Raw genomic sequence first — 19801 nt, 5'->3', positions numbered from 1 at the left:
AGATTCCTTCCGGTTGAGAGATCGGGTAGGGGCTTGGGCCGTCCGGGCGGCGGATGCTTGGCGGTATCGAGGCCGCCCGGAGGGCCGGTCAGCGCTGGTTGTTCATGAGCGAGCGGATCACCACGGCCAGCAGCGCGAGCGATCCCGCGGTGATGGCGATGGCGAGGAACATCGAGGTGAGCACCGCGCCGCCGACCAGCACACCGGCCACGACGGCGAGCGGCTTGCTCTTGACCAGGTCCAGGACCGCGCTGGTGTGAGTCGCCGGGGCGGCGGCCGGCCGGGGGACCGGAGCGGACTCCTGTCGGGCGGCCGGGGCCGTGGCGTGAGTGGGCGGGGTGTAGACGTCCGGAGCCGGGTACTTGGGCTTGAACATGACGGATCTTCCTTTCGGATCAGGTCACTTGGTGGTGCCGTTGACGATGTCGACACCGGTCTTGGTGCCGGACTCGATGGCCGGGGCGAGGAAGGTGTCGGCGAGGAGGAAGCCGCCGAGGAGGAGCACGACGATCAGCCACGTCGGTGGGCGCAGCATCTTGATTCCGAAGTAGCCGAAGATGGCGACCACGAGGACCAGGGGCAGTTCGACGGTCACGAGGGTTCAGTCCCTTCAGTGATCTGGTGGGCGATGGCGTCCGCGAGCTGCGGGGCGACGCCGAGGCGGGTGCGCAGCGTTGCGGTGTCGATCGGGCTGCCGGTGGTGGTGCGGTGCGCGTCGGCGACCTTGCGGGCATGCGCCAGCAGCGCGGCAGGCACAGGGATGGCGGGCGGCAGAGCCGGAACCGGAGCAGCCTCGGGGACCGGTACCGGCACCTCAGCGGGTGCTTCGCGGCTCACGGCGATGTCCGGGACTGGTTCGGCAGCCGGAGCCGTCTTCGGCATCTCAGAATGCGAGTGCGTCGGGGTGTGGACGAGGAGGGTGCCGCCGAGGAACGCGAGTGCGGGCCAGCCGGCCACCAGGATCCGGAGCCAGGCGGGCACGTCGGTCAGGTCGAGCAGTCCCGCGGTCGCCACGTTCGCGCCGAGAGAGGCCACGAGAGCGACGGCGAACCAGGTCCACGCGGCACGGATCGGCCCTCCGGTACTGCGGAGGATGCGCAGACGGCGCCAGGCAGCGACCAGCAGCAGGTCGACGCTGATGGGGTAGGCCCAGGCCTTCCAGCCGTCCTGTCCGGCAGCGGCGGCGATGTCGTGCAGGTGGGCGAAGGACAGCGCACCGGCGATCACGGCCTGAACGAGTACGGCATCGGGCCGCACGGAACGGGTCGAGCGGGTCACGGGTCTTCACCTCCTTCACAAGGGGTTGGGGGCCGGGGCCGGGCGGGGCTCACAGGTCCTGCCGCCCGGCACCTGGCGGGGATCAGTCGGTCGGGGCCTGGCCGGTGCCGAAGCAGGTCAGACACAGGGCTTCCTGCCGGTCGCTGCTCTCGCGCTTGCTGCGGGCGCCGACCTTGAAGGACTCGGAGACCTGGCCGGTGGTGCAGTCCGGACACGGTGTCGGCTTGGGCTTGGCCGTTCGGCGGGCGGGACGCTTGGCTGCGGGCACGGGGCTTCTCCTTTCAGGCATGGGAGGGGTAGGGACATGGCGCGAAGGCGGTCACGCCGACCGGGGGAAGGGGGGTGCTACCAGGACTCGGGGACCGTCACCGTTGCGGCAGCCGGCGCCGGGCACGCGGCGGGGATGCTGAGCTCGGGACGGAACGGCTCCAGTGCCGGAACGTTCGGGGTGAGGTGCGCGAACTCGCGGCACACCGCAGCGACTTCACCCAGCGTCGTCCTCGGAGTGCGGATGCGGGACCAGCCACCCGAGGAATCACCCGCGATGGCAGTACCGGCCCGTTCGGCAGCGATGGCGGTAGCGGCCACGACGGCGAGTTCGTTGATGTCGCCCAGGCCCATGTCGGCGGTCTGCTTGTCGTTGCAGCGGTGCACCACACGGCCGGTGAGCTGGGCACGCAGGGCCGTTGCACCCTTGCCGAGTTCGGAGCCGAAGCGCTGCCCGCACACCTCCAGATAGATCCCCACCGCACGGGCCAGCTGCGCAAGGCGCACCAGCTGCGTGACCATGCGATCCCGGCGCGCTGTGTCCGTCTTGGAGGTGATGAGGAACAGTTCGGCGATCTCGTCGATCAGGACCACGATCGGGACCGGGCGCAGGTGCTTGGGCAGGCCCCAGATGTCCGAGGTGATGTCTTCCAACTGGGTGCCGGGGCCGATGCCCTGGTGCAGGCACAGCAGATCGAACCGGTCCTCCATCTCTGCCACCAGGGCATCCAGCAGCCCGTCGGCCTGATCAGGGGTGATGGCGAGTGCGGTCAGGCGCGGGGCGAACGGACTCTGTTCCACGCCGCGTTTGCAGTCGATGCCCACGATGGCGACATCCAGCGGCGCGAGGCCCTTGATCAGGCAGCGTTGGTACATCGACTTGCCCGACTTGTTCGCGCCCAGGGTGAGGCCGTGCGGGATATCCCGGTAGTCACGGACGAACGGCAGACCGTCTTCCCGCAGCGCCACGGTGACCGACAGCGGCCCGGTGGGCAGGCGGCGGGGCATCCGCACATGGTCGAGGATGTCGAAGCCGGTCAGCCGCAGGTCGACCACGCCCGGTTTGAGTTCGGCGACGTGGACGGAGTAGATGCCCCAGGCGTGCCGCAGCCGTTCGGCCGACTTGACCACGTCTTCCGGCGCAAGCCCCGCGGCGAGCCGCAGGCGCAGGCGGAGTCCGGTGGTGGTGGGGCGTATCCCGCGCACCTTCGGGATGCCGGGGCGGGACACGGTGTCGCCGGCGGACAGCTTGTGGGCGAAGACCCGCCACCAGGGAGGGGTGACGGTCAGCTCACAAGCTTCCATCGTGCGGCGGTAGGAGGAGAAGACCCGGTACAGGGCGGCCGGGAGACCGACCAGGGTCCAGTACACGGCCGGGGCCTTGACGCGGGCCACCAGGAGCAGGGCGGTACCTATCACCGCCAGCGCTAAGAGCGTTCCTCCACTCATGGCGATCAGGCCTTGCCGTTGGAGGCGGCCGGAACCTCTGCGGCCATCACGGCAGTGGCGCGGTAGCTGATGCCGTGCCCGTATTCGTTCTCCCACGGGGTGGCCACCAGACCGGGCAGAGCCACCGGGGAACCAGGGAACAGGTCCGGCTGAATGCCGTCCTCGGCGACCACGACGGTCTCAGCGTCGGGGCGACCGTCCACGATCACGGCCACGTTCACGTTGTACAGAACCTTGCCGGACTGCTTGTCGATCGCGACCTCACCGGTCTCCCGGTTCCTGACCTTCTTCTCCGGGACCTGGATGAGCATCACCGTCATGGCCTCGGTTTTCACGGGGATCTTCCGCATGAGTCTTACTCCTTGCTCGGAGGGTTGATCCAACTGGCAAGTGGCGCACGCCAGTTGAACTGGCTTGCACCAGTAGAACTGGCTCAAGCCAGTTGCGTCAACCCCCCGCTTGGAACTGGCTCAAGCCAGGCCGTAAACTGGCGCCAGCCAGTAGGAGAGGTAGTGATGACTGACCAGGCCGAAGATCGAAGGCCGCTGAGTCGACGGATCGCGGATCAACTCCGCAAAGAGATCGAAAGCGGGCAGCATGCGCCCGGAGCGAAGCTCCCGTCCCAGCGCAAGCTTGCGGAGCGGTTCGGGGCCGTCCGCAACACAGTCGACGAAGCCCTGAAGATCCTCGCCCAAGAAGGGCTGGTGGTCGCTGAGCATGGTCGGGGCGTGTTCGTTCGCGTGAAGCAGCCCCTCATTCGCCTGGGCAGCGATAGATACTCACCGAAGTACCGCGAATCAGGACTGTCGCCGTTCCTTGTGGAATGCGCGAAGCAGGGCAAGGTCGGAAGGTTCGAAGTCCTTGGCATCGAGCGCATCAGGCCGGACAACGCCCTAGCGGACCAGCTCAAGGTCTCCGACAAGACCAAGTCCGTAGTGCGTCGAGAGAATGTGTTCTACGCGGATACAGACCCCGTCTATCGCGTGACGACGTGGATCCCATGGCGCATCGCGCAGGGAACGGGCCTCCTTCAAGCGGAGGTCCCTCACCAGTACGGAATTCACGGAGTCTTCGAAGACAAGGGCCACGCGATGGCCCGTATCAGCGATGAGATCACGGCACGCATGCCCACACCGGACGAAGTCGGATACCTAAACCTGTCTCCCGGCGTGCCCGTCATCGAGGTGATGCACACCAGCATCGACCAGGACGGCGAACCCTACGAGGTGACCAGGTTCGTGATGCGTGCCGACATGAACGGACTCAGTTACAACGTCCCGGTCGAATGAGAAGTCAGAGCTAGGAGTTCACCGTGAATGCTGACGCAACAACCGAGCCGAACGTGATCATCCGGACTCGCACTGACGAGGATCTCCCAGCCGCTGCCGCCGGGCTCGTAACAGTCCATGCCGCCGACGGTTACCCCGTAGAGGGTGTGGAGGACCCCCAGGGATGGCTGAGTCCGCCGGGGCTGCTCGAAGCGTGGGTAGCCGAGATGGCGGGACAGGTCGTAGGCCATGTCGCGGTCAGCCAGCCGCAGGGCGAAGAAGCCGTCTCGCTCTACCTGAAGCAAGCGCAGGTATCAGAGGATCAAGTCGGCGTCCTTGCAAGGCTCTTCGTATTGCCACAGGCGCGAGGGAAGGCTGTCGGTGAAGGTCTCGCCAGGGAAGCCGCCTCGTACGCCCGAAGCCGCAACCTCGCTCTCGTCGGCGATGTCATGACCAAGGACGCTGCGGCGATCCGCCTCTACGAGCGGCTCGGCTGCCAGATCATCGGAAGCACCATTCACACCTACGGCGAAGGCCAACAGACATCCGCTCTCTGCTTCGTCGCACCCACCGACTGACCAGCAGCGCGAGCAATCAGAGGCAGCGCGGACAAACTTTCCCTACATCATCAAGTGCTCGCTTCGCTCGCTGCCCGACCGGGGTTCGGGCAGCGACCCGGATCACTGCACCCCAGCCGCCACCGCAGCCCAGCCACCACGAGCCCGGCTCCATCCCACGCTCGCCATGAGCCTGAGTGGCCCCAGAAGGCTTCAAAGACGCCAGGGCACCGGCACATTCGGAAGCGGCGGAAAGCTCGGAGAACACCACAGTTGACGCTTGGGGCGTCTGCTTTCCCGGCCTCCTGAACAGCGATGCTGTCTGACACGAGGTCAGAGGTGCCGCACGGAGTGCGGCGGCGCCGGCCGGACGCCGACGCGCTTGCCCCTCCATGTCTACGCCACCGGGGCCGCACGTCGTCGCCCGCCCGCGCCCACAAGGGGGCGAAAAGAACCAGGCCGGGGGTGGGGACGGACGGCTCCACGGCTTTACCCACACTCCCCGATCCGGGACCCGCGTCGAGCAGGACCAGGGGGCCACTCGGACACATTGCGGGCAGGGGTGAAACCTGCCCGAGTAGCCGGCAAGCGTACGGCCCCCTGATCATGCACGACCCCAAACCGGGCAGGACACCGGCCAAACCCGCTACACCGCCCTCACGTGTCAAGGCTGCTGCGCTCGCTGCCCGACCTGGGTTCAGAGCGTGTTTCGGTCGGCCCGTCCAGGCGACCGACACCTAGCTGGTCGCGCCGTGAGTAGGGCATCTACCAATGAGCCTCACCGAGCGATCGCCGCCGGGGGGCACGGCGAGCGGCACGGGTGTAAGCAGGAGATATGCGCGTCCGGCATGTTCTTTCCCCCCTCGGCAGATCCTGGCAGCCGAGCTCCGGGCTGATCGCCATTCCGCTCGCGATCATCGCGGCGGTCACGGTGATCGACATCAACATCCCGACGACCGTCCACCTTGGCCCGTTCCTGGTCGCGGCGCCCGCGATCACCGCTTCTTTCGCCGGGCCAAGTGTCACCGGTGCCATCGGAGCTCTCGCTGTGGGGGCCCAGGCCCTCATAGGTCAGCTGCATGGCGGTCTGATGACAGCGAACCACCTGGCTCAGATCGCCGCTCTGTTCGTGATCTCCGTATTGGTGATGACCTTCTGCTACGTGCGCGATCGGCGTGAGCGGAAGCTGGAAGAGGTACGTGCCGTGGCCGCCATGGCACAGCGGGTTCTGGTGCGGCCGCTGCCCAGCCGGATCGGGCGGTTGCGGATCGCATCCATGTACATCGCAGCCGAGGCCGAGGCCCAGATCGGCGGCGACCTGTACGCGGCGGTGCCCACCCCCGGCGCGACCCGCCTGGTCATTGGCGACGTCCGCGGCAGGGGCCTGCCTGCCATCGATGAAGCCGCGTCGATCCTCGGGGCCTTCCGGGGCTCCGCCTATCGGAAGCTTTCTCTGCCCGGCATCGCAGCACACCTGGGAAACGCCGCGTACTGGACCAAGACTCACCTCGCCGACGGTAATCCGGACGCCGAGGAGTCGTTCGCGACCGCGCTGGTACTGGACATCAACGACGACGGCCCCTTCATCAGCGTGGTGAACTGCGGGCATCCCCCGCCTCTCCTGCTACGGGACGGCAAGGTCCGGTCTCTGGAAGCTGACGAGCCCGCACTCCCCTTGGGCCTCACCGCCCCGTCGGCGAGCGACTACAAGGTGGAGACGTTCACGTTCGAGCCCGGCGAGCTGCTGTTGCTCTACACCGACGGTGTCATCGAAACCCGGGACCACAGCGGCACCTTCTACCCTCTGGTCGACCGCGTCGCCTCCTGCAACGCGACCGACCCAGATTCCCTCGTACGGCACCTCCACCACGACTTGCTCCGCTATGCCGGCGGAAATCTGGGCGATGACGCAGCCATGATCGCGATTACCAAAAGCCCCTGAACCGTGTAGGCAAGCCAGTGCGCGGAGCCAGCCCCGTTTGCCGGAAACCTTGGCTCCCTCCTACTCCACGTTCCCCCGTTCTGCGGCTTCGGTCGCCGCGTACGGGTCGAAGGGCACATCAACCGTTTAAGACGATCAAGCGGCAGATGTACGGCCGAGGCTCCTTCCGGCTCCTCCGCACCCGCGTCCTGCTGCGATCGTGACTGTGAAGAAATTCCGACCGGGTCTAAAACCGGAGAGTGCCATCAACCTTCGACGTGGTCGCCAGTGAGGCAGGTACCGGGACTGGTAACTGCTGACACCACACCTCGCGGACGGCCTACGTGTCATGAAAGCAAGGCTGGGTACCGATACTCAAACGCGGCGTCTCCCGCTAGGCACGATTGTCCGGAAGGAACGCAGTACCGTGCGCCCATAGGGCGTAAGGAGCATTGCGCCAGCTGTAAAAAGTGCACTGCCGAAAGCCGTCGCAAGGCTTATAACTGACCTGAGTCCAAGGACTTGCAGGATCCCGAGTGCTGTACCGAGGGGGAGACCCAGGATGGTGAGGATGCCAAGGGCTGCCCCGATCTGGCGACTCTCCTGGGTCTGGACGAGACGGTTGAGTTCGTTGATCTCGGTGACGACCCGGTCATAGCGTTCGAGCATCCGATGCTGCCGCTGGAAGGCAGAGAAAAGATCGTTGGCACGATGGTCCGTGGTCAGGACCTGTTTCCAGTACGAGCTTCGAAACGTGGCCAGCCGTAACTCCAGCGAAGCCAGATTCATGCCCACATTTGCAGATCCCAGCGCGCTGGCGGCGTCGTGTGCCAACTCGACTAAGCGGTCACGCTGGATGATGCCGAACAGCAGCGAGTCCAGGTAGACGGTCCTGACGTAGAGTTCAGCGACCAGGTGGAAGGGGTCGTCTGGGCGGAGCCCGACGAACGCCGCCCCCCTGCTGAGCACCAGCGCCTTCCAGGAGGCGGAGATACACAAGGCATTACCCACCAGTTCTTCGCGGCTTTCGGGATGCGGAGGGTAGTCATCTAGAGAGGTACGTGACGCCAACGTGAACAGCCATTCGTCTACAGTGCTCCAGTTCAGATTGGCCAACTCCGGATAGACCTTGGGAAGCGGCATTCGCCAAGGTGTGACGAGAGCTAAGGTGTACGGCGCGTCCTGGGACTGTAGGTGAGCAAATGGGTAAGCGGTGCGGCCCTGCCATTCGATGCTGGCTACATCCCGGAGCAGATCTTCCCCAGGCAAGGCATATGCCGGAGCGGTGGGGCGTCCTGCGAAGTACCGCGCGACATCAAGAACGGCCGACTGTTCGACCCTTAAGTGCAGTACAACCAGCCCGTTTTGTCGCTCGGTTGCCGAATCGATCCGCTGCACCTCAACGGCCACAAGCGTCATTCCGTCGTGGTTCATGTTTACCTGAATGTGCCAGCGTCGTGGCTCAGTTGGTGTTCCATACAGCACTTCGGCTACAGCAGGTAGGAAGTAGAACTTCCGCATGCCGACTTCAGCACGCAAACCGCCATGGCTCAGGGGAAGCGGGCCGGACTTCCACGGGTGTGAGCAGTCACCGATCAGTTTCGCAGGCAGGGCCACGATGAGTATCTGTCCCGTGCACTCGGGGTTCGACATCCGTACAGCCTCGCCTCTCTTCGCATGAGGCCCGGGAACCTCGCTGTCCAGGTAGGTGTCCCGAGCGGCATGTCGCCTGAGCACTAGCAAGAACTCCAGGATAGGAGTACGGCTACGGTTGTTCTCCAATTTTGAGGCTAATGATCATGGTGACCACCGGACTTCCAGCCTCTCTACCACGCGCCGCCCGCCGACTGGATACTCGGCGAGCCGCCGCCCGTAGCGGCTGTGCACCCGGCGCGAGGCAGTCGCGCAGTCTGGGCACCTCAACTCCGTTACAGCGCTGTGGGCTTCGGCCACAACCACCCCGTCCACCTCGGCCAACCGGTCCAGCACCATCCCCACGGCATCCGGGAACAGCACGTCCTTCAACGCGAGCAGATCCCACATGACCAGGGCATTCCCGCTGCCAAACGCACTGGCCAAGGACTACGCGATCGTGACCGTCCCGAAATTCCGCCCAGACCCATTTTCAGAGATCCTCATCACAGGTTCGAACCCTGCCGAGTGCACACCGTTGAGAGGCCCTTCTGAGAGATCCGGAAGGCCTCTTGCGTTGCCCGTACAGCAGCGAGGCACAGCGGCCGAGTCGCACGCCTCGCGCGGCTCGGCCGACCGCCGCGTCTGCCGCCGCCCCGCGCTATGATCATGCGACAGTTTGTTCGATTTGTTTGACTGAGGGGGACTCGATGAGGCGGATCATGAGGGCAGCGGCGGTCGTCGCTGCCTCTGCAGGGCTCTTCACTGCTGTGTCGACCGGCCCGGCTTCGGCCGGCGTCTGGCAGGCGACCTTCGAGTTGGGGAACCAGCCCGGAGAGGGGGGTACGGATGTGGGCTACACCCACGGTGGGATCAACTTCACCAACCAATCCGTCCAGATCCAAGGCACGGTCAAGTCCAACAACATCCACTGCGCGCAGGTGACGTTCTTCGTGTTCTACGCGAACCAGGTCGACGCAATTGACCGTCAGACGCGCACAGCTTGCGGTCGGGGGCCAGGGAGCAGCAGAGACTTCAACTTCACCGTTCCCGCGCCGAAGCCGGGTGGAGCCGAAAGGGTCAACATCTTCTTTGACTATCAGGACAGCAAGGACCACTGGGTATATTATTCAAGCACCTCAGTGTCAAACCTGGGCAATTGAACAAGGGATGGAAGCAGTAGCACCACTACTGCGACCGGATCACAGGTTCAAGTCCTGCTGAGTGCACAGCGTTGAGAGGCCCGTCGGAGAGATCCGGTGGGCCTCTTGCGACATGTTCACGCCCGCGGGCGAGCGCCTCGACGTCCAGCGGCTGCGCGTACTCCCGGTCGATCCGGCTCCCCGTGCCACAACCGCGCCAGATCGGGCGGGGAGCCACGGGGAACTGCGGTCGCCGACAGGGTGCTCAGGCCGCACCTGTCGAAGTCGACATGCCGCAGGTCAGGCACCAACTCGCCCCACCTCGCTCCTAAGCTTGTTCCTTAACCTCCGGCTTGATCATCAGCGTCCGCCAGGGCACTCGTTCGGGTGATCGCCGGACGTGGGGGCGGCCTTCTCGTGATCCTGAACTCTGCGAGGAGATCAGTAAGTTCACGAAGAAGGCCGCGGTGATAAGTGTGCTGGAACGGGTCGGCGAGCGGGACGCATTCGAGGAACTGTCACACTTCCGGACCGACTTCTACGGGTGCTTGTCGGCGCGGGCGGACGCGTTCTTCGAACTCACCGACGCGCTTCTGTGCGCGGACGGGCCGGTGAAGACGCCGGTGGAGTTGTCGCTGACCGCTGAGCACCGCCGCGGCTACGGCTCCCTGTATGCGGCGCTCAACCACGGTCGACTCGATGTCGAGCGTCTGCGTGACCTGCTGGTCTCGGTGCCGCTGCCGCGCCTCGAGGGGCGGATCGTGCTGTCCGTGGACGTCTCGCCGTGGCTCCGATCGGATGCGGCGTGCTCGCCGGAGCGGCTGTTCTGCCACGTTCACGGCCGGTCTCGGGCGGCCGCTCAGATCATCCCGGGCTGGCCGTACTCCGTGGTAGCCGCCCTGTCCCCAGGCTCATCGTCGTGGACTGCGGTCCTGGACGCGGTCCGCCTGGGCCCCGAGGACGACGCCACCGCTGTCACCGCCACCCAGCTGCGCGCCGTGGTCGAGCGCCTGGTCCGCGCCGACCAGTGGCGGACCGGCGACCAGAAGATGCTGGTCGTGATGGACGCCGGCTACGACGTGACTCGCCTGGCGTGGGTGCTGCGGGATCTGCCCGTCGAACTGGTCGGCCGCCTGCGCTCCGACCGGGTGTTGAGGGTTCCGCCACGGCCGTTGTCCTTCACCTACCAACCCCTGGGACGCCCGCGGAAGCACGGCCTGGAACTCCGGCTGGCCAAGCCGGAGACCTGGCCTGAGCCCGCGCTGGTGACGGTCAACGACACCGACCGCTACGGCAAGGCCCACACCCAGGCCTGGGACCGGGTCCACCCCCGGCTGACCCACCGCTCCTCGTGGGTCGACCACGACGGCGAACTCCCCCTGGTCGAGGGCACCCTGATCCGGCTCAAGGTCCAGCGCCTGCCCGGCGATCGCGACGCACCGCCCCTGTGGCTGTGGTCCTCGAAAACCGGCGCCACCACCACCGACGTGGACCAGGCCTGGTCCTGCTACCTGCGCCGCTTCGACCTGGAGCACACCTTCCGCTACTTCAAACAGGACCTCGGCTGGACCCGCCCGCGCCTGCGCAACCCACAGGCAGCCGACCGCTGGACCTGGCTCGTGATCGTCGCCCACACTCAGCTCCGCCTCGCCGCCCCAGCCACCGCCGACCAGCGCAAGCCCTGGGAGAAGACCACCCACGCCGGCACCGCCAGGACCCCGACGCGTGTTCGTCGAGCATTCCGGAACATCCGGCCCCACCTCGCAAACCCGGCCAGGGTTCCGAAACCCACCCGGCCCGGACCTGGACGGCCACCCGGCTCAAAGAACCGCCACCCCGCCACCCGCTACGACGTGGGCAAGACCGTCAAACGCCCGGAGACGCTGATCGAACGCGATCAAGCCCGGCGATAAGGAACAAGCTAAGGCGGTGTTTCAAAAAGGGCCGTGCTGTACAGCAGCGGAGTACAGCAACCACAGTGGCCGCAGCCGACTGACAGCACACCTGCGGAGCTGAGCCGTCAGCCCGGCAGAGCTCAGCGACCGCCCCGGCCGTAGTTCGCATCGAGGAGGCCAGTAATCCGCCGGCCCGTCGTATCGTGAGCCCGCGCGCAACGAGAGACACGACGAGTCGCTGTCCAGCGAGGAGCTGGAGTTATTCCTGCAGTACCTTCACCGCTTCGCCCGGCACGACGTCGATCTGTTCACTCTCATGGAAGTTGGCGACCCCCTCCACCCCCGCTACGTGACGCTGACCACTGAGCCCGCTCCTGGCGTTGACCGGTCTGCCTACCGCCGTCCGTGAGTGAGTTGCTCGGGGCCGCCTGACATCCATGGCTGACATCAAACGACGGCAGACTTCGGCAGTTCTCAGCGGTCGAGGGCAGCGCCATGGGCCCCACACGGAACCATCGTTGGGGACGGCTGATCGCACTCATAAAGCGGTGGCCGATCGGCACGACCCGAGGGCTGCAAGCGCGTCCCGGCCGTCGTAGCCTTCCCCGCCGACGCGTCGCCGTCCTATGGTGCCCTGCTCCGAGACAACCGCCGCTTCACGACAGCCACACCGGCAGCCGCCGCGGCGCCTTGACTCCGTCATTGAGACTCCACCGACCAGATGGCCGCTGCAGGTCAGATCGGTTGCAGAATCCGTCGGATGGCCGATCTCGAATTGCGGCTGACGAGGGGCAGCAGCAATGTCGAAGCACACGGAGCATGGGGTTCACGACACCAGCAGTTGGAGGAGTTGACAGATGGCCAGGCCAACAAAGCGTGAATATTACATGACGAAGGACGGCGTTATCGTCTGCTTCAAGAGTGAGAACTATGACTGCGTTGTTGTCGACAGGAATAGCCGGGGCAGAAGAGACGCATTCCTCACCCCCCGAGAGCTGACCAGCTTCCATGATGAGGCTCTCGCAGGCTGCACTCGAGAGATCAACCGAATCTTGGACGAGGTCGTGGCCAAAGGTCACCACAATGGACACGAGGACCATAAGGAACTGCGCATCCTCCTCACTGATCAAGGACCCCTACTCGCGTGGGCCCAGCCGACGATTGACAAGGACGATCCTGACTCAGTCGCCCGAGCCCTCAAGATCGAATACGAGTGAGGCAGAGGGGACAGCTCCTCCTGCTGTCGGCCACAGCCCTGCTTTCGGCCTCTCGCATAAGGCGAAGTCCGTCTGCAAGATTCACGGGGTTCTTAGGGGCAGCCGCAATATCCAAGCACGCGGAGCATGTGGTTCACGATAACAACTACTTGAAGGAATTGACGGATGGCCAGGCCAACGAAGCGCGAGTGGACGTCGACAAAGAACGGCACAGTCGTGTGCTTCAAGAGCGAGAACTACGACTGCTTTGTCATCGACAGGAATAGCCGGGGCAGAAGAGACGCATTCCTCACCCCCCGAGAGCTGACCAGCTTCCATGATGAGGCTCTCGCAGGCTGCACTCGAGAGATCAACCGAATCTTGGACGAGGTCGTGGCCAAAGGTCACCACAATGGACACGAGGACCATAAGGAACTGTGCATCCTCCTCACTGATCGAGGCCCCCTACTCGCGTGGGTCCAGCATGCGATCGACAAGGACGATCCTGACTCAGTCGCCCAAACCCTCAAGGTCGAGTGCGAGTGAGAGGGGCGTGCACGCTGCTCCCGCTGTCGACCACCGTCCTCCCTGCCCGGCGTCCGTGCCGGATGGCGGACCACCATGGTCACTCTCATCCCGTAGCGGTCCAGGTCCCCGCTGGCTGTCGCGGTACCCGTCACTGCCCGGAGGCCGGTCCGGGGGCGCTATCCCGGCGGGCGCCTTGCGGTCGGTGAGGAACAGCGGTCCGCACGCCCGGCCGGCGTCGGACTGCTCCACGCCTTCGACTCGCCCATACTTCAGCAGGGTGCGGCACGCATGTCACACCAGGGATAGCCTTCCCCTCCGTTCGAAGGCACCTGGAGGCTCCCTGTGCAGACCACCGTTTTCCTGCTGCGGGACGCGCTGGGTCTAGGTGGCGGTCTGGTGGGCTCCTGGGAGCTGACCCGCCAGGCTTCGGGACCGGGCTGGAGAAAGCCGCGGGTGTTCTCTGCGATGGCGGCTTTGATTCTTGCCGCGCTGCTCGCGGTCTAGACATAGCCAGTCGGCGGGCCCCTTCTCCAAGGGCCCTGTCGGGCGTGACTCGCCTGGGCGGCGAACTACAACACGTGGCTGGGGGCAAGCACAGCGGCTCTCGCTGACATCAGTGCCTGACACCAACAGCGGCACGAACGACCAGGTCAGAGGGCTTCTCTCGACGGAGTGATCGGCTCGCCAGACTTACGTACTACAGGCAAGACACTCCAGGGGAAGTTGATCCACTCGTCGGTGCGCTTCCAGACGTACTCGCACTTCACCAGCGAATGCGACTTCTCGTAGATGACGGCGCTGCGCACCTCGGCAACATGGTCGACGCAGAAGTCGCGCACGAGCTTCAGCGTCTTGCCGGTGTCGGCGACGTCGTCGGCGATAAGGATCTTCTTGTCCGAGAAATCAATGGCGTTCGGGATGGGCGCGAGCATGACCGGCATCGCGAGAGTGGTCCCCACCCCCGTATAGAACTCGACGTTCACCAGGTGGATGTTCTTGCAGTCGAGCGCGTACGCCAGTCCCCCGGCGACGAACACGCCGCCCCTGGCGATGCTGAGCACGATGTCGGGCTCGTACCCGTCGTCGGCGACGGTCTGCGCCAGTTCGCGGATCGCGCCGCCGAACTTCTCGTACGACAGGTTCTCCCGTACATCACTCATCGCTCACACCTGTGTCCGGTGGAAGTTCATGTACGACCGGGACGCCGTGGGCCCCCGCTGCCCCTGGTAGCGGGACCCGTACCGCTCGCTCCCGTACGGGAATTCGGCCGGCGAACTCAGCCGGAACATGCAGAGCTGACCGATCTTCATGCCGGGCCAGAGCTTGATGGGCAGCGTCGCGAGATTCGACAGCTCGAGCGTGACGTGCCCGGAGAATCCGGGGTCGATGAACCCGGCGGTCGAGTGCGTGACCAGCCCCAGCCGGCCGAGACTGGACTTCCCCTCCAGCCGCGAGGCGAGGTCGTCCGGCAGCGAGATGACCTCGTAGGTCGAGGCAAGGACGAACTCACCGGGGTGGAGGATGAATGCCTCGTCCCCCTCCGGCTCGACCTTCCTGGTCAGATCCGTCTGCTCGACAGCTGGATCAATATGCGGATAGCGGTGGTTCTCGAACACCCGGAAGTAGCGGTCGAGCCGCACATCGATGCTCGAGGGCTGCACCATGGATTCGTCGTACGGGTCGATGCGCACCCGTCCGGCGTCGATCTCGGCCCGGATGTCCTTGTCAGAGAGAAGCACGCCCCGAGGATACGCAGAGTGCGCGGGCCCACCCCAATCGGGACAGCCCGCGCCCACTCCGACCGCCGCTTCCCCGCGGCTGCCGGCTACCGGTTGGCCGACCGCTCCGACTCCACAGGGACGACGCTGCGAAGCCGCGCACAACGCGGACACCGGATGAGCCGCCCGGGCCCGATCCGATCGGCGCCGAGCTGCTGCATCGGGAACGAAGCGGTACTGAAGACGTGCCCCTCGGCACAGCGGACGACGGTGCGCTCCATCAAGTCCATCGGGTCCCTTCCCCAACAAAATGCGGACGAACGACCACATTAGGGGATGAACGGGACGCACCCGCATCCGGCGCTCCGACGGCACTCCGCACGCAACGGTACGCCTCAACTCCCGTGCGCCGCAGCCGCATCCGGGTCAGTGACATCAACCGGATCCGGGGCGGCGTCATCGACCGCATCCGCTCCCTGGACAGCACGAAGGCCCCGCGGCGAAATACACCGGGGGCCAGCAATGGGGTACAGTGTGCGACGATGCGGTGCCGGTCGACGGTCCGTCGCGCGGGTGTAGTTTAATGGTAGAACATGAGCTTCCCAAGCTCAGAGCGCGGGTTCGATTCCCGTCACCCGCTCCAATAGATGAGGCCCAGGTCAGGGACATGATCCCCAACCCGGGCCTTTGTGTTGTCTAGACCGATTCAGGCGTCGCGCACCACTTCCGCGCCACTTGGGCCCTCTTCCCGCTGGTCAGAGCCCTTCTTCCTCGCGGCCCGGACTGAGTGCTGGTCGATCAGCGCGGCGGCGATCAACTCCCGCATGCGTTCCGTGTCCTGCGGCGTGCTCAAGCCACGCTTGGGCAGTATCAGCACTCCGGCGCCCCATACATCCGGGGTGAGTAGCACGAAGACCCGGCGCCCCTCGACGCAGCGCCCGTAGAACTCCCAACCTGTGTGGTTCGTATGACGCTCGGACACAGTGCCGATCCCTGATTGATCGACCGTGACGCGATGTTCGCCCAGGTGCCTGGCGTATCCGAGCAAGCCCAGAGCCATCAGCCAGCGGGACGCGATCATGATGACGATGACGGTCACAGTGAACCGCAATACCCCCAGAGCAGGGGAATCGATGCCCTTGGCCGCAACGTTGATCGCGACCACCAGACCGAGGAAGATGCCCACTGCCCACAGGACGCGACAACCCCACCGGCCAACCGGACTGTGCCGCATCTGAAGTCTCAACCCGTCGGCTATCTCCCGCAGTGTCACCGTGTACGTGAACTGCACGGATACGTCGGCGGTCATACGTCCTCCCCCAAAGCTGATGGACAAGGGATCGTACTGGTGGGCGATCAACCGCTACTCATCCCACGGCAGCCGGATTGCAGGTCTCGGTGAGATCTGCGCCCCCAGACACTTCGGGGGCCGCCGGGAAGCCCTACCTCCTGGACCTCGTACACGTCTCCCACGCGGATGCCAGCCGGGTTGCGCGGGCCGGTCGCCTCATCCATGTCGCCCGATGTGCCAGGGGTGACCTCCCAACCGCATCACAGTTTCCGCGGACGCAAACGGCCGTGCCAGACCTGTGCCCGATCGGTCGGCAAACCAACGACGGGGCCGAGAGCAGCCCACGGTGCCATCCCCTCATCCGGGGCAATGCTCTGCAGGAGCGGGGCACGGGCCCTGGCCCGCCACCCGCAGTGGTCACTCGGAGGTTCGGCGAAGTACGAGGGTGACGAAGCCGAAGCTGTCGCGATAGCTGTGCAGCCATTCCGAGCGGTGGGCGGAGGCAACGGCGAGAACCTCGGCGCTGTCGGGGTCCTCGGGGTGGTCAAGCGCCCACGTCGCCAGGGATCCTGTCCAGCACCATTCGAAGTCGTCGAGTTCCTGGCGTGTGCTGATGTGCCCGAAGACAGGGGTCCAGCCGTGGGCGACGACGCGGTCCATGGTGGTCGCCAGGTCCTCGTACTCGCCCAGCATCTCGCGGGCTTCGGTGGTGGGCTCGCACTCCCAATAGGCATCGCCGACCAGGACGCGGCCGCCGGGGACGAGGTGCCTGTGGGCAGCATCGAGGGTGGACAGGAGACCGCCGAAGGCATGGGTGGCACCGACGCTGAGCACTGCGTCGAAGGGGTGGGGAGACGCGAACTCCGTGGCGTCCTGCTGGTGAAGTACGAGTCGGTCTTCGACTCCCAGATCGGCCGCCTCCTTCCGAGCCTTGGCCAGGAGCTGGGACGAGTTGTCGACGCCCTCGGCGGTCACATCCGGATGAGCGGCCAGGGTCCGCAGGAGCCAAGCCGCCTCACCGCAGCCGAGGTCGAGTACGCGTTCATCGCCCCGGTCCACGGTTCGATGGAGCAGTCGGCGCACCGACGCATCGTCAAGAGGGCTGTTGATGGGGTGATCAGAGCGTGACAGCCGAGAGATCATTTCGCGGTCCATGGCGCGCAGCCTGACAGCGTCGGATGCTCATCGCATCTGCTTTACCCCGCCGATGAACGAGTACCGGACGACTGCAACACCTGGTCACTCAGGGTGGATTCACTTCTCACCTTCAGATCTTGGATCTGAGACCGCCAACGTACAGATGAACGTGCCCACTGGTGATGTGCTGAGGCCGGTGGATCGCCCGCGCAGTACCCGCGCCGACGAGAGGCCCCGACCGATGGTCCGGGCTCTCTCGTGGCCGACTACACCTCGTTGAAGCCACGCGACGCGTCGTAGATGTCGGTCTCGATGACGACCACGAAGAAGCTCGTCACGACGTAGTGGACCATTACGCGATCTTCCCAGGCTGCGCGCGTCACAGCGTCGTTCGTGAAGGCAAGGTGACTGTCGGCGCCTTCAGGCTCAGCTGCGATTCTGTCGACAAGACGCAGGAACTTCTCCCGATCCGCGGTCGGCATGTAGTCACGGAACCGCACGACCTGCTCGGTGAACTGCACGCGTCTCTTCATCGAGGCGGGATTCTATGGACACGGCGAAGGTCCCTGCCGGGAATATTGGCCGGGCCGCGGCCCCAAAAGGCTGATCACGGGGGCGTCAGTGCAGTGCAACCTCGCCCGCGTGGACGGCACGCATGGCGCGCTCGACAGTCTCCTGGTTCTCGCCGACCGGAGCCACGTAGCCGATGACGTCGCGCGCGGCATCCTCCCCGAGCATTCGGGTGATCACCCACGTGGCAAGGTACTGGGACGCCAGGCAACCGCCCGCCGTAGCGATGTTCCCCTCGGCGTGGAACGGTGCGTCCAGCACGGTGACGTCGCAGGCTTCCACAAAGGGCCGGGACTTCATATCCGTGCAAGCCGGCACGCCATCCAGCAATCCCAGCCGGGCGAGCACCAGCGCACCGGAGCACTGGGCACCGATCAGCTGTCGCGAAGGGTCGAGCCGCAGTCTGGAAATCAGCCGGTCGTCGGCGACCACTTCTCGCGCCTTCACGCCACTACCGATCAGCACGACCTCGGCTTCGGCGACGAACTCCATGGGGCGCTGCCCTGTCACCTCGACGCCGTTCATCGACGTGACCACCGGCGTCGGCGTCGTAATGAAGGCTTCCAAGCCGTCCTTACAGCATCGGTTGATCAGCGCGGAAGCGATGAAGCTGTCGAGCTCGTTGAACCCGTCGAAGGTGACCACTGCTACCTGCATCACAACTCCTTCAAGTACGGCATCAGCTCTGCAGTCTCCCTGGCGCGCCGTTCCGGGGCGAGGGCCAATCGGCGGCTGGTGGCATGCCTACCAGCGCTCTGCGTTCCGAGCTCCGAGCCTGAGCACCGACTCACTGGCTGCTTCTCCTGTACTTCTCGGGTCCCGGACACTGCCTGGCCCGACTCTCGAGCCGTGCCGAATCCCAAGAGCGGCAGCTGAGTGTCCAGCTGCGTGACAACGCCGCCGTACAGCGGCGGACAACCGCTCATATGCGGGCCGTCGCAGCAGGTGAGACGCATACCAGCCCCAGGTCGAGCGCCCGGCCACGTTGCTTCGGGACGAAGTGGCGGCATGGCGCGGTGGCGCCCGGTGTCGATGGACGCAGTGTTCTTCTTCATCAGTCGACGGCCTTCAAGTCGCCCAAGGCGTCTCCGAGGCCCAGTTCGGTGGCACCACGGGTCTGGAAGCCCTGCTTGAACAGCTCAGCCGTGCGTTGCTGTACTCCCTCGCCCCGGACGAGTTGCTGGAACAGTGCGGCGTCCGCGCGTACTTCGGCAGGAGTCGGCAGGCTGATGGCGTTGATGGCCGACTTGGCTGCGATCAGCGCATCGCGGGGGAAGCCGCTCATGCGCGCGGCGATGCCTGCTACGAACTCGTCCAGTTCGGCGTCAGGGACGGCACGGTTGACCCATCCGTAGCGTTCGGCGAGGTCGGCGTCGAAGTCCGACGACGTCAGTACGGCTTCGAGTGCTCGGCCGCGGCCCAGCAGACGGGTGAGATGCTGGATCGCGCCCGCGCCGGGGGGAGCTCCGATTCCCACTTCGGGCTGACCCAGGATGGCGTTCTCCCGGGAGGCGAAGCGCATGTCGCAGGCAAGGAGAAACTCACTGCCCGCTCCCCGGGCGCGGCCACGCAGCTTGGCGATGGTGACGGCCGGGAGCCGGCTCAGCTTGCGAAACAGCATTCCCAGGGAGGCATCGCCGGGGCCTCCGGCCTTCGCGGCCTCAGCGGTGTACTCGGGGACTTTCGTCATGTCGACGTGCGGGAAGAAGAAGTCGGCGTCCGCACTGTCGAAGATCACCACGCGTGGGGCGGTCGGGTGGGACAGTTCCTCGAGCAGTGCGACCATGTCCCGCACGACCTCGGGACCGATGAGGTTCATCGGCGGCGCGTTGAACGTGGCGGACAGGACGTTGCCGTCCAGCCTGGTCCTGATGGTTTCGTACGAGGTGGTCATCCCGGTCTTCCTTTCGTCGCTCAGCCCCGTACTTCGCGTGGACGCGGTGCAGGGTGAT

Annotated in this window: 23 protein-coding genes and 1 tRNA gene; 9 read left to right on the top strand and 15 right to left on the bottom strand. The window is 65.5% G+C overall.

Annotated elements, in window-relative coordinates:
• Positions 1-88: 88 nt before the first annotated feature.
• The 6 genes from ACWDZ6_RS05580 to ACWDZ6_RS05555 form a co-directional block, all read right to left on the bottom strand.
• Positions 89-376 (bottom strand): hypothetical protein, encoded by a 288-nt coding sequence (locus ACWDZ6_RS05580; RefSeq protein WP_451501788.1) that lies wholly within the window; start codon positions 374-376, stop codon positions 89-91.
• A 24-nt stretch (positions 377-400) separates the two neighbouring features.
• The gene (locus ACWDZ6_RS05575) at positions 401-595 is read right to left on the bottom strand and encodes a hypothetical protein (protein ID WP_451501787.1); all 195 of its coding nucleotides are present in this window, start codon (positions 593-595) and stop codon (positions 401-403) included.
• Positions 592-1278, bottom strand: coding sequence for a DUF2637 domain-containing protein (locus ACWDZ6_RS05570; protein ID WP_451501786.1), 687 nt, complete (start codon positions 1276-1278; stop codon positions 592-594). The genes ACWDZ6_RS05575 and ACWDZ6_RS05570 overlap by 4 nt, the downstream gene beginning before the upstream one ends.
• Before the next feature lie 82 nt (positions 1279-1360).
• Positions 1361-1546 carry a hypothetical protein gene (locus ACWDZ6_RS05565; RefSeq protein ID WP_451501785.1) on the bottom strand — a complete coding sequence of 62 codons (186 nt, stop codon included), beginning with the start codon at positions 1544-1546 and terminating at the stop codon, positions 1361-1363.
• A 77-nt stretch (positions 1547-1623) separates the two neighbouring features.
• Positions 1624-2994 (bottom strand): FtsK/SpoIIIE domain-containing protein, encoded by a 1371-nt coding sequence (locus ACWDZ6_RS05560; RefSeq protein WP_451501784.1) that lies wholly within the window; start codon positions 2992-2994, stop codon positions 1624-1626.
• A gap of 5 nt (positions 2995-2999) precedes the next feature.
• Positions 3000-3344, bottom strand: a complete 345-nt coding sequence (locus ACWDZ6_RS05555) for an SCO3933 family regulatory protein (protein WP_451501783.1) — start codon at positions 3342-3344, stop codon at positions 3000-3002.
• Between the two features lie 165 nt (positions 3345-3509).
• Here ACWDZ6_RS05555 and ACWDZ6_RS05550 point away from each other — a divergent pair, with 165 nt between their 5' ends.
• The 3 genes from ACWDZ6_RS05550 to ACWDZ6_RS05540 all read left to right on the top strand — a co-directional run bounded on the left by ACWDZ6_RS05550 (position 3510) and on the right by ACWDZ6_RS05540 (position 6761).
• Positions 3510-4283, top strand: coding sequence for a GntR family transcriptional regulator (locus ACWDZ6_RS05550; protein WP_451501782.1), 774 nt, complete (start codon positions 3510-3512; stop codon positions 4281-4283).
• Positions 4284-4306: 23 nt separating this feature from the next.
• Positions 4307-4840 carry an N-acetyltransferase family protein gene (locus tag ACWDZ6_RS05545; RefSeq protein ID WP_451501781.1) on the top strand — a complete coding sequence of 178 codons (534 nt, stop codon included), beginning with the start codon at positions 4307-4309 and terminating at the stop codon, positions 4838-4840.
• A gap of 814 nt (positions 4841-5654) precedes the next feature.
• Positions 5655-6761 carry a PP2C family protein-serine/threonine phosphatase gene (locus ACWDZ6_RS05540; RefSeq protein ID WP_451501780.1) on the top strand — a complete coding sequence of 369 codons (1107 nt, stop codon included), beginning with the start codon at positions 5655-5657 and terminating at the stop codon, positions 6759-6761.
• Between the two features lie 354 nt (positions 6762-7115).
• Here ACWDZ6_RS05540 and ACWDZ6_RS05535 read toward each other — a convergent pair whose 3' ends face one another.
• Entirely contained in the window at positions 7116-8393 is a 1278-nt protein-coding gene (locus ACWDZ6_RS05535; RefSeq protein ID WP_451501779.1) for a hypothetical protein, read from the bottom strand.
• 701 nt (positions 8394-9094) lie between these two features.
• On the opposite strand from ACWDZ6_RS05535, the gene ACWDZ6_RS05530 reads away from it, so the two are divergent.
• The 5 genes from ACWDZ6_RS05530 to ACWDZ6_RS05510 all read left to right on the top strand — a co-directional run bounded on the left by ACWDZ6_RS05530 (position 9095) and on the right by ACWDZ6_RS05510 (position 13637).
• Positions 9095-9535 (top strand): hypothetical protein, encoded by a 441-nt coding sequence (locus ACWDZ6_RS05530; protein ID WP_451501778.1) that lies wholly within the window; start codon positions 9095-9097, stop codon positions 9533-9535.
• 446 nt (positions 9536-9981) lie between these two features.
• A complete protein-coding gene (locus tag ACWDZ6_RS05525) occupies positions 9982-11427 on the top strand; it encodes an NF041680 family putative transposase (protein ID WP_451501777.1) in 1446 nt (481 codons plus the stop codon).
• An 839-nt stretch (positions 11428-12266) separates the two neighbouring features.
• On the top strand, positions 12267-12626 hold the full coding sequence (locus tag ACWDZ6_RS05520) for a hypothetical protein (protein WP_451501776.1): 360 nt from the start codon (positions 12267-12269) through the stop codon (positions 12624-12626).
• Between the two features lie 165 nt (positions 12627-12791).
• On the top strand, positions 12792-13151 hold the full coding sequence (locus ACWDZ6_RS05515) for a hypothetical protein (RefSeq protein ID WP_451501775.1): 360 nt from the start codon (positions 12792-12794) through the stop codon (positions 13149-13151).
• A 324-nt stretch (positions 13152-13475) separates the two neighbouring features.
• The gene (locus ACWDZ6_RS05510; RefSeq protein WP_389129102.1) at positions 13476-13637 is read left to right on the top strand and encodes a hypothetical protein; all 162 of its coding nucleotides are present in this window, start codon (positions 13476-13478) and stop codon (positions 13635-13637) included.
• A 146-nt stretch (positions 13638-13783) separates the two neighbouring features.
• On the opposite strand, the gene ACWDZ6_RS05505 is transcribed toward ACWDZ6_RS05510, so the two are convergent.
• From ACWDZ6_RS05505 to ACWDZ6_RS05495, 3 genes are all read right to left on the bottom strand, one after another.
• Positions 13784-14293, bottom strand: coding sequence for a phosphoribosyltransferase (locus ACWDZ6_RS05505; protein WP_451501774.1), 510 nt, complete (start codon positions 14291-14293; stop codon positions 13784-13786).
• A gap of 3 nt (positions 14294-14296) precedes the next feature.
• The gene (gene dcd / locus ACWDZ6_RS05500; RefSeq protein WP_326651450.1) at positions 14297-14872 is read right to left on the bottom strand and encodes a dCTP deaminase; all 576 of its coding nucleotides are present in this window, start codon (positions 14870-14872) and stop codon (positions 14297-14299) included.
• Positions 14873-14958: 86 nt separating this feature from the next.
• Complete coding sequence (locus tag ACWDZ6_RS05495) at positions 14959-15141, bottom strand: hypothetical protein (RefSeq protein WP_351461081.1); 183 nt, start codon at positions 15139-15141, stop codon at positions 14959-14961.
• A 279-nt stretch (positions 15142-15420) separates the two neighbouring features.
• On the opposite strand from ACWDZ6_RS05495, the gene ACWDZ6_RS05490 reads away from it, so the two are divergent.
• Positions 15421-15494, top strand: a tRNA-Gly gene (locus ACWDZ6_RS05490).
• A gap of 63 nt (positions 15495-15557) precedes the next feature.
• On the opposite strand, the gene ACWDZ6_RS05485 is transcribed toward ACWDZ6_RS05490, so the two are convergent.
• From ACWDZ6_RS05485 to ACWDZ6_RS05465, 5 genes are all read right to left on the bottom strand, one after another.
• Positions 15558-16160, bottom strand: coding sequence for a hypothetical protein (locus ACWDZ6_RS05485; RefSeq protein ID WP_451501773.1), 603 nt, complete (start codon positions 16158-16160; stop codon positions 15558-15560).
• Positions 16161-16559: 399 nt separating this feature from the next.
• Complete coding sequence (locus tag ACWDZ6_RS05480; protein WP_451501772.1) at positions 16560-17297, bottom strand: SAM-dependent methyltransferase; 738 nt, start codon at positions 17295-17297, stop codon at positions 16560-16562.
• A gap of 248 nt (positions 17298-17545) precedes the next feature.
• Positions 17546-17800, bottom strand: coding sequence for a hypothetical protein (locus ACWDZ6_RS05475; RefSeq protein ID WP_451501771.1), 255 nt, complete (start codon positions 17798-17800; stop codon positions 17546-17548).
• Positions 17801-17897: 97 nt separating this feature from the next.
• Positions 17898-18506: a DJ-1/PfpI family protein gene (locus tag ACWDZ6_RS05470; RefSeq protein WP_451501770.1), complete on the bottom strand. Its 609-nt coding sequence runs from the start codon at positions 18504-18506 to the stop codon at positions 17898-17900.
• A 397-nt stretch (positions 18507-18903) separates the two neighbouring features.
• Positions 18904-19743, bottom strand: coding sequence for an enoyl-CoA hydratase/isomerase family protein (locus ACWDZ6_RS05465; protein WP_451501769.1), 840 nt, complete (start codon positions 19741-19743; stop codon positions 18904-18906).
• Positions 19744-19801 lie beyond the last annotated feature (58 nt).

It is taken from the genome of Streptomyces sp. NPDC002926 (genome assembly GCF_053591755.1).
The sequence above is the reverse complement of the archived record's forward strand: the minus strand, read 5'-3'. Positions and strand labels throughout refer to the sequence as shown.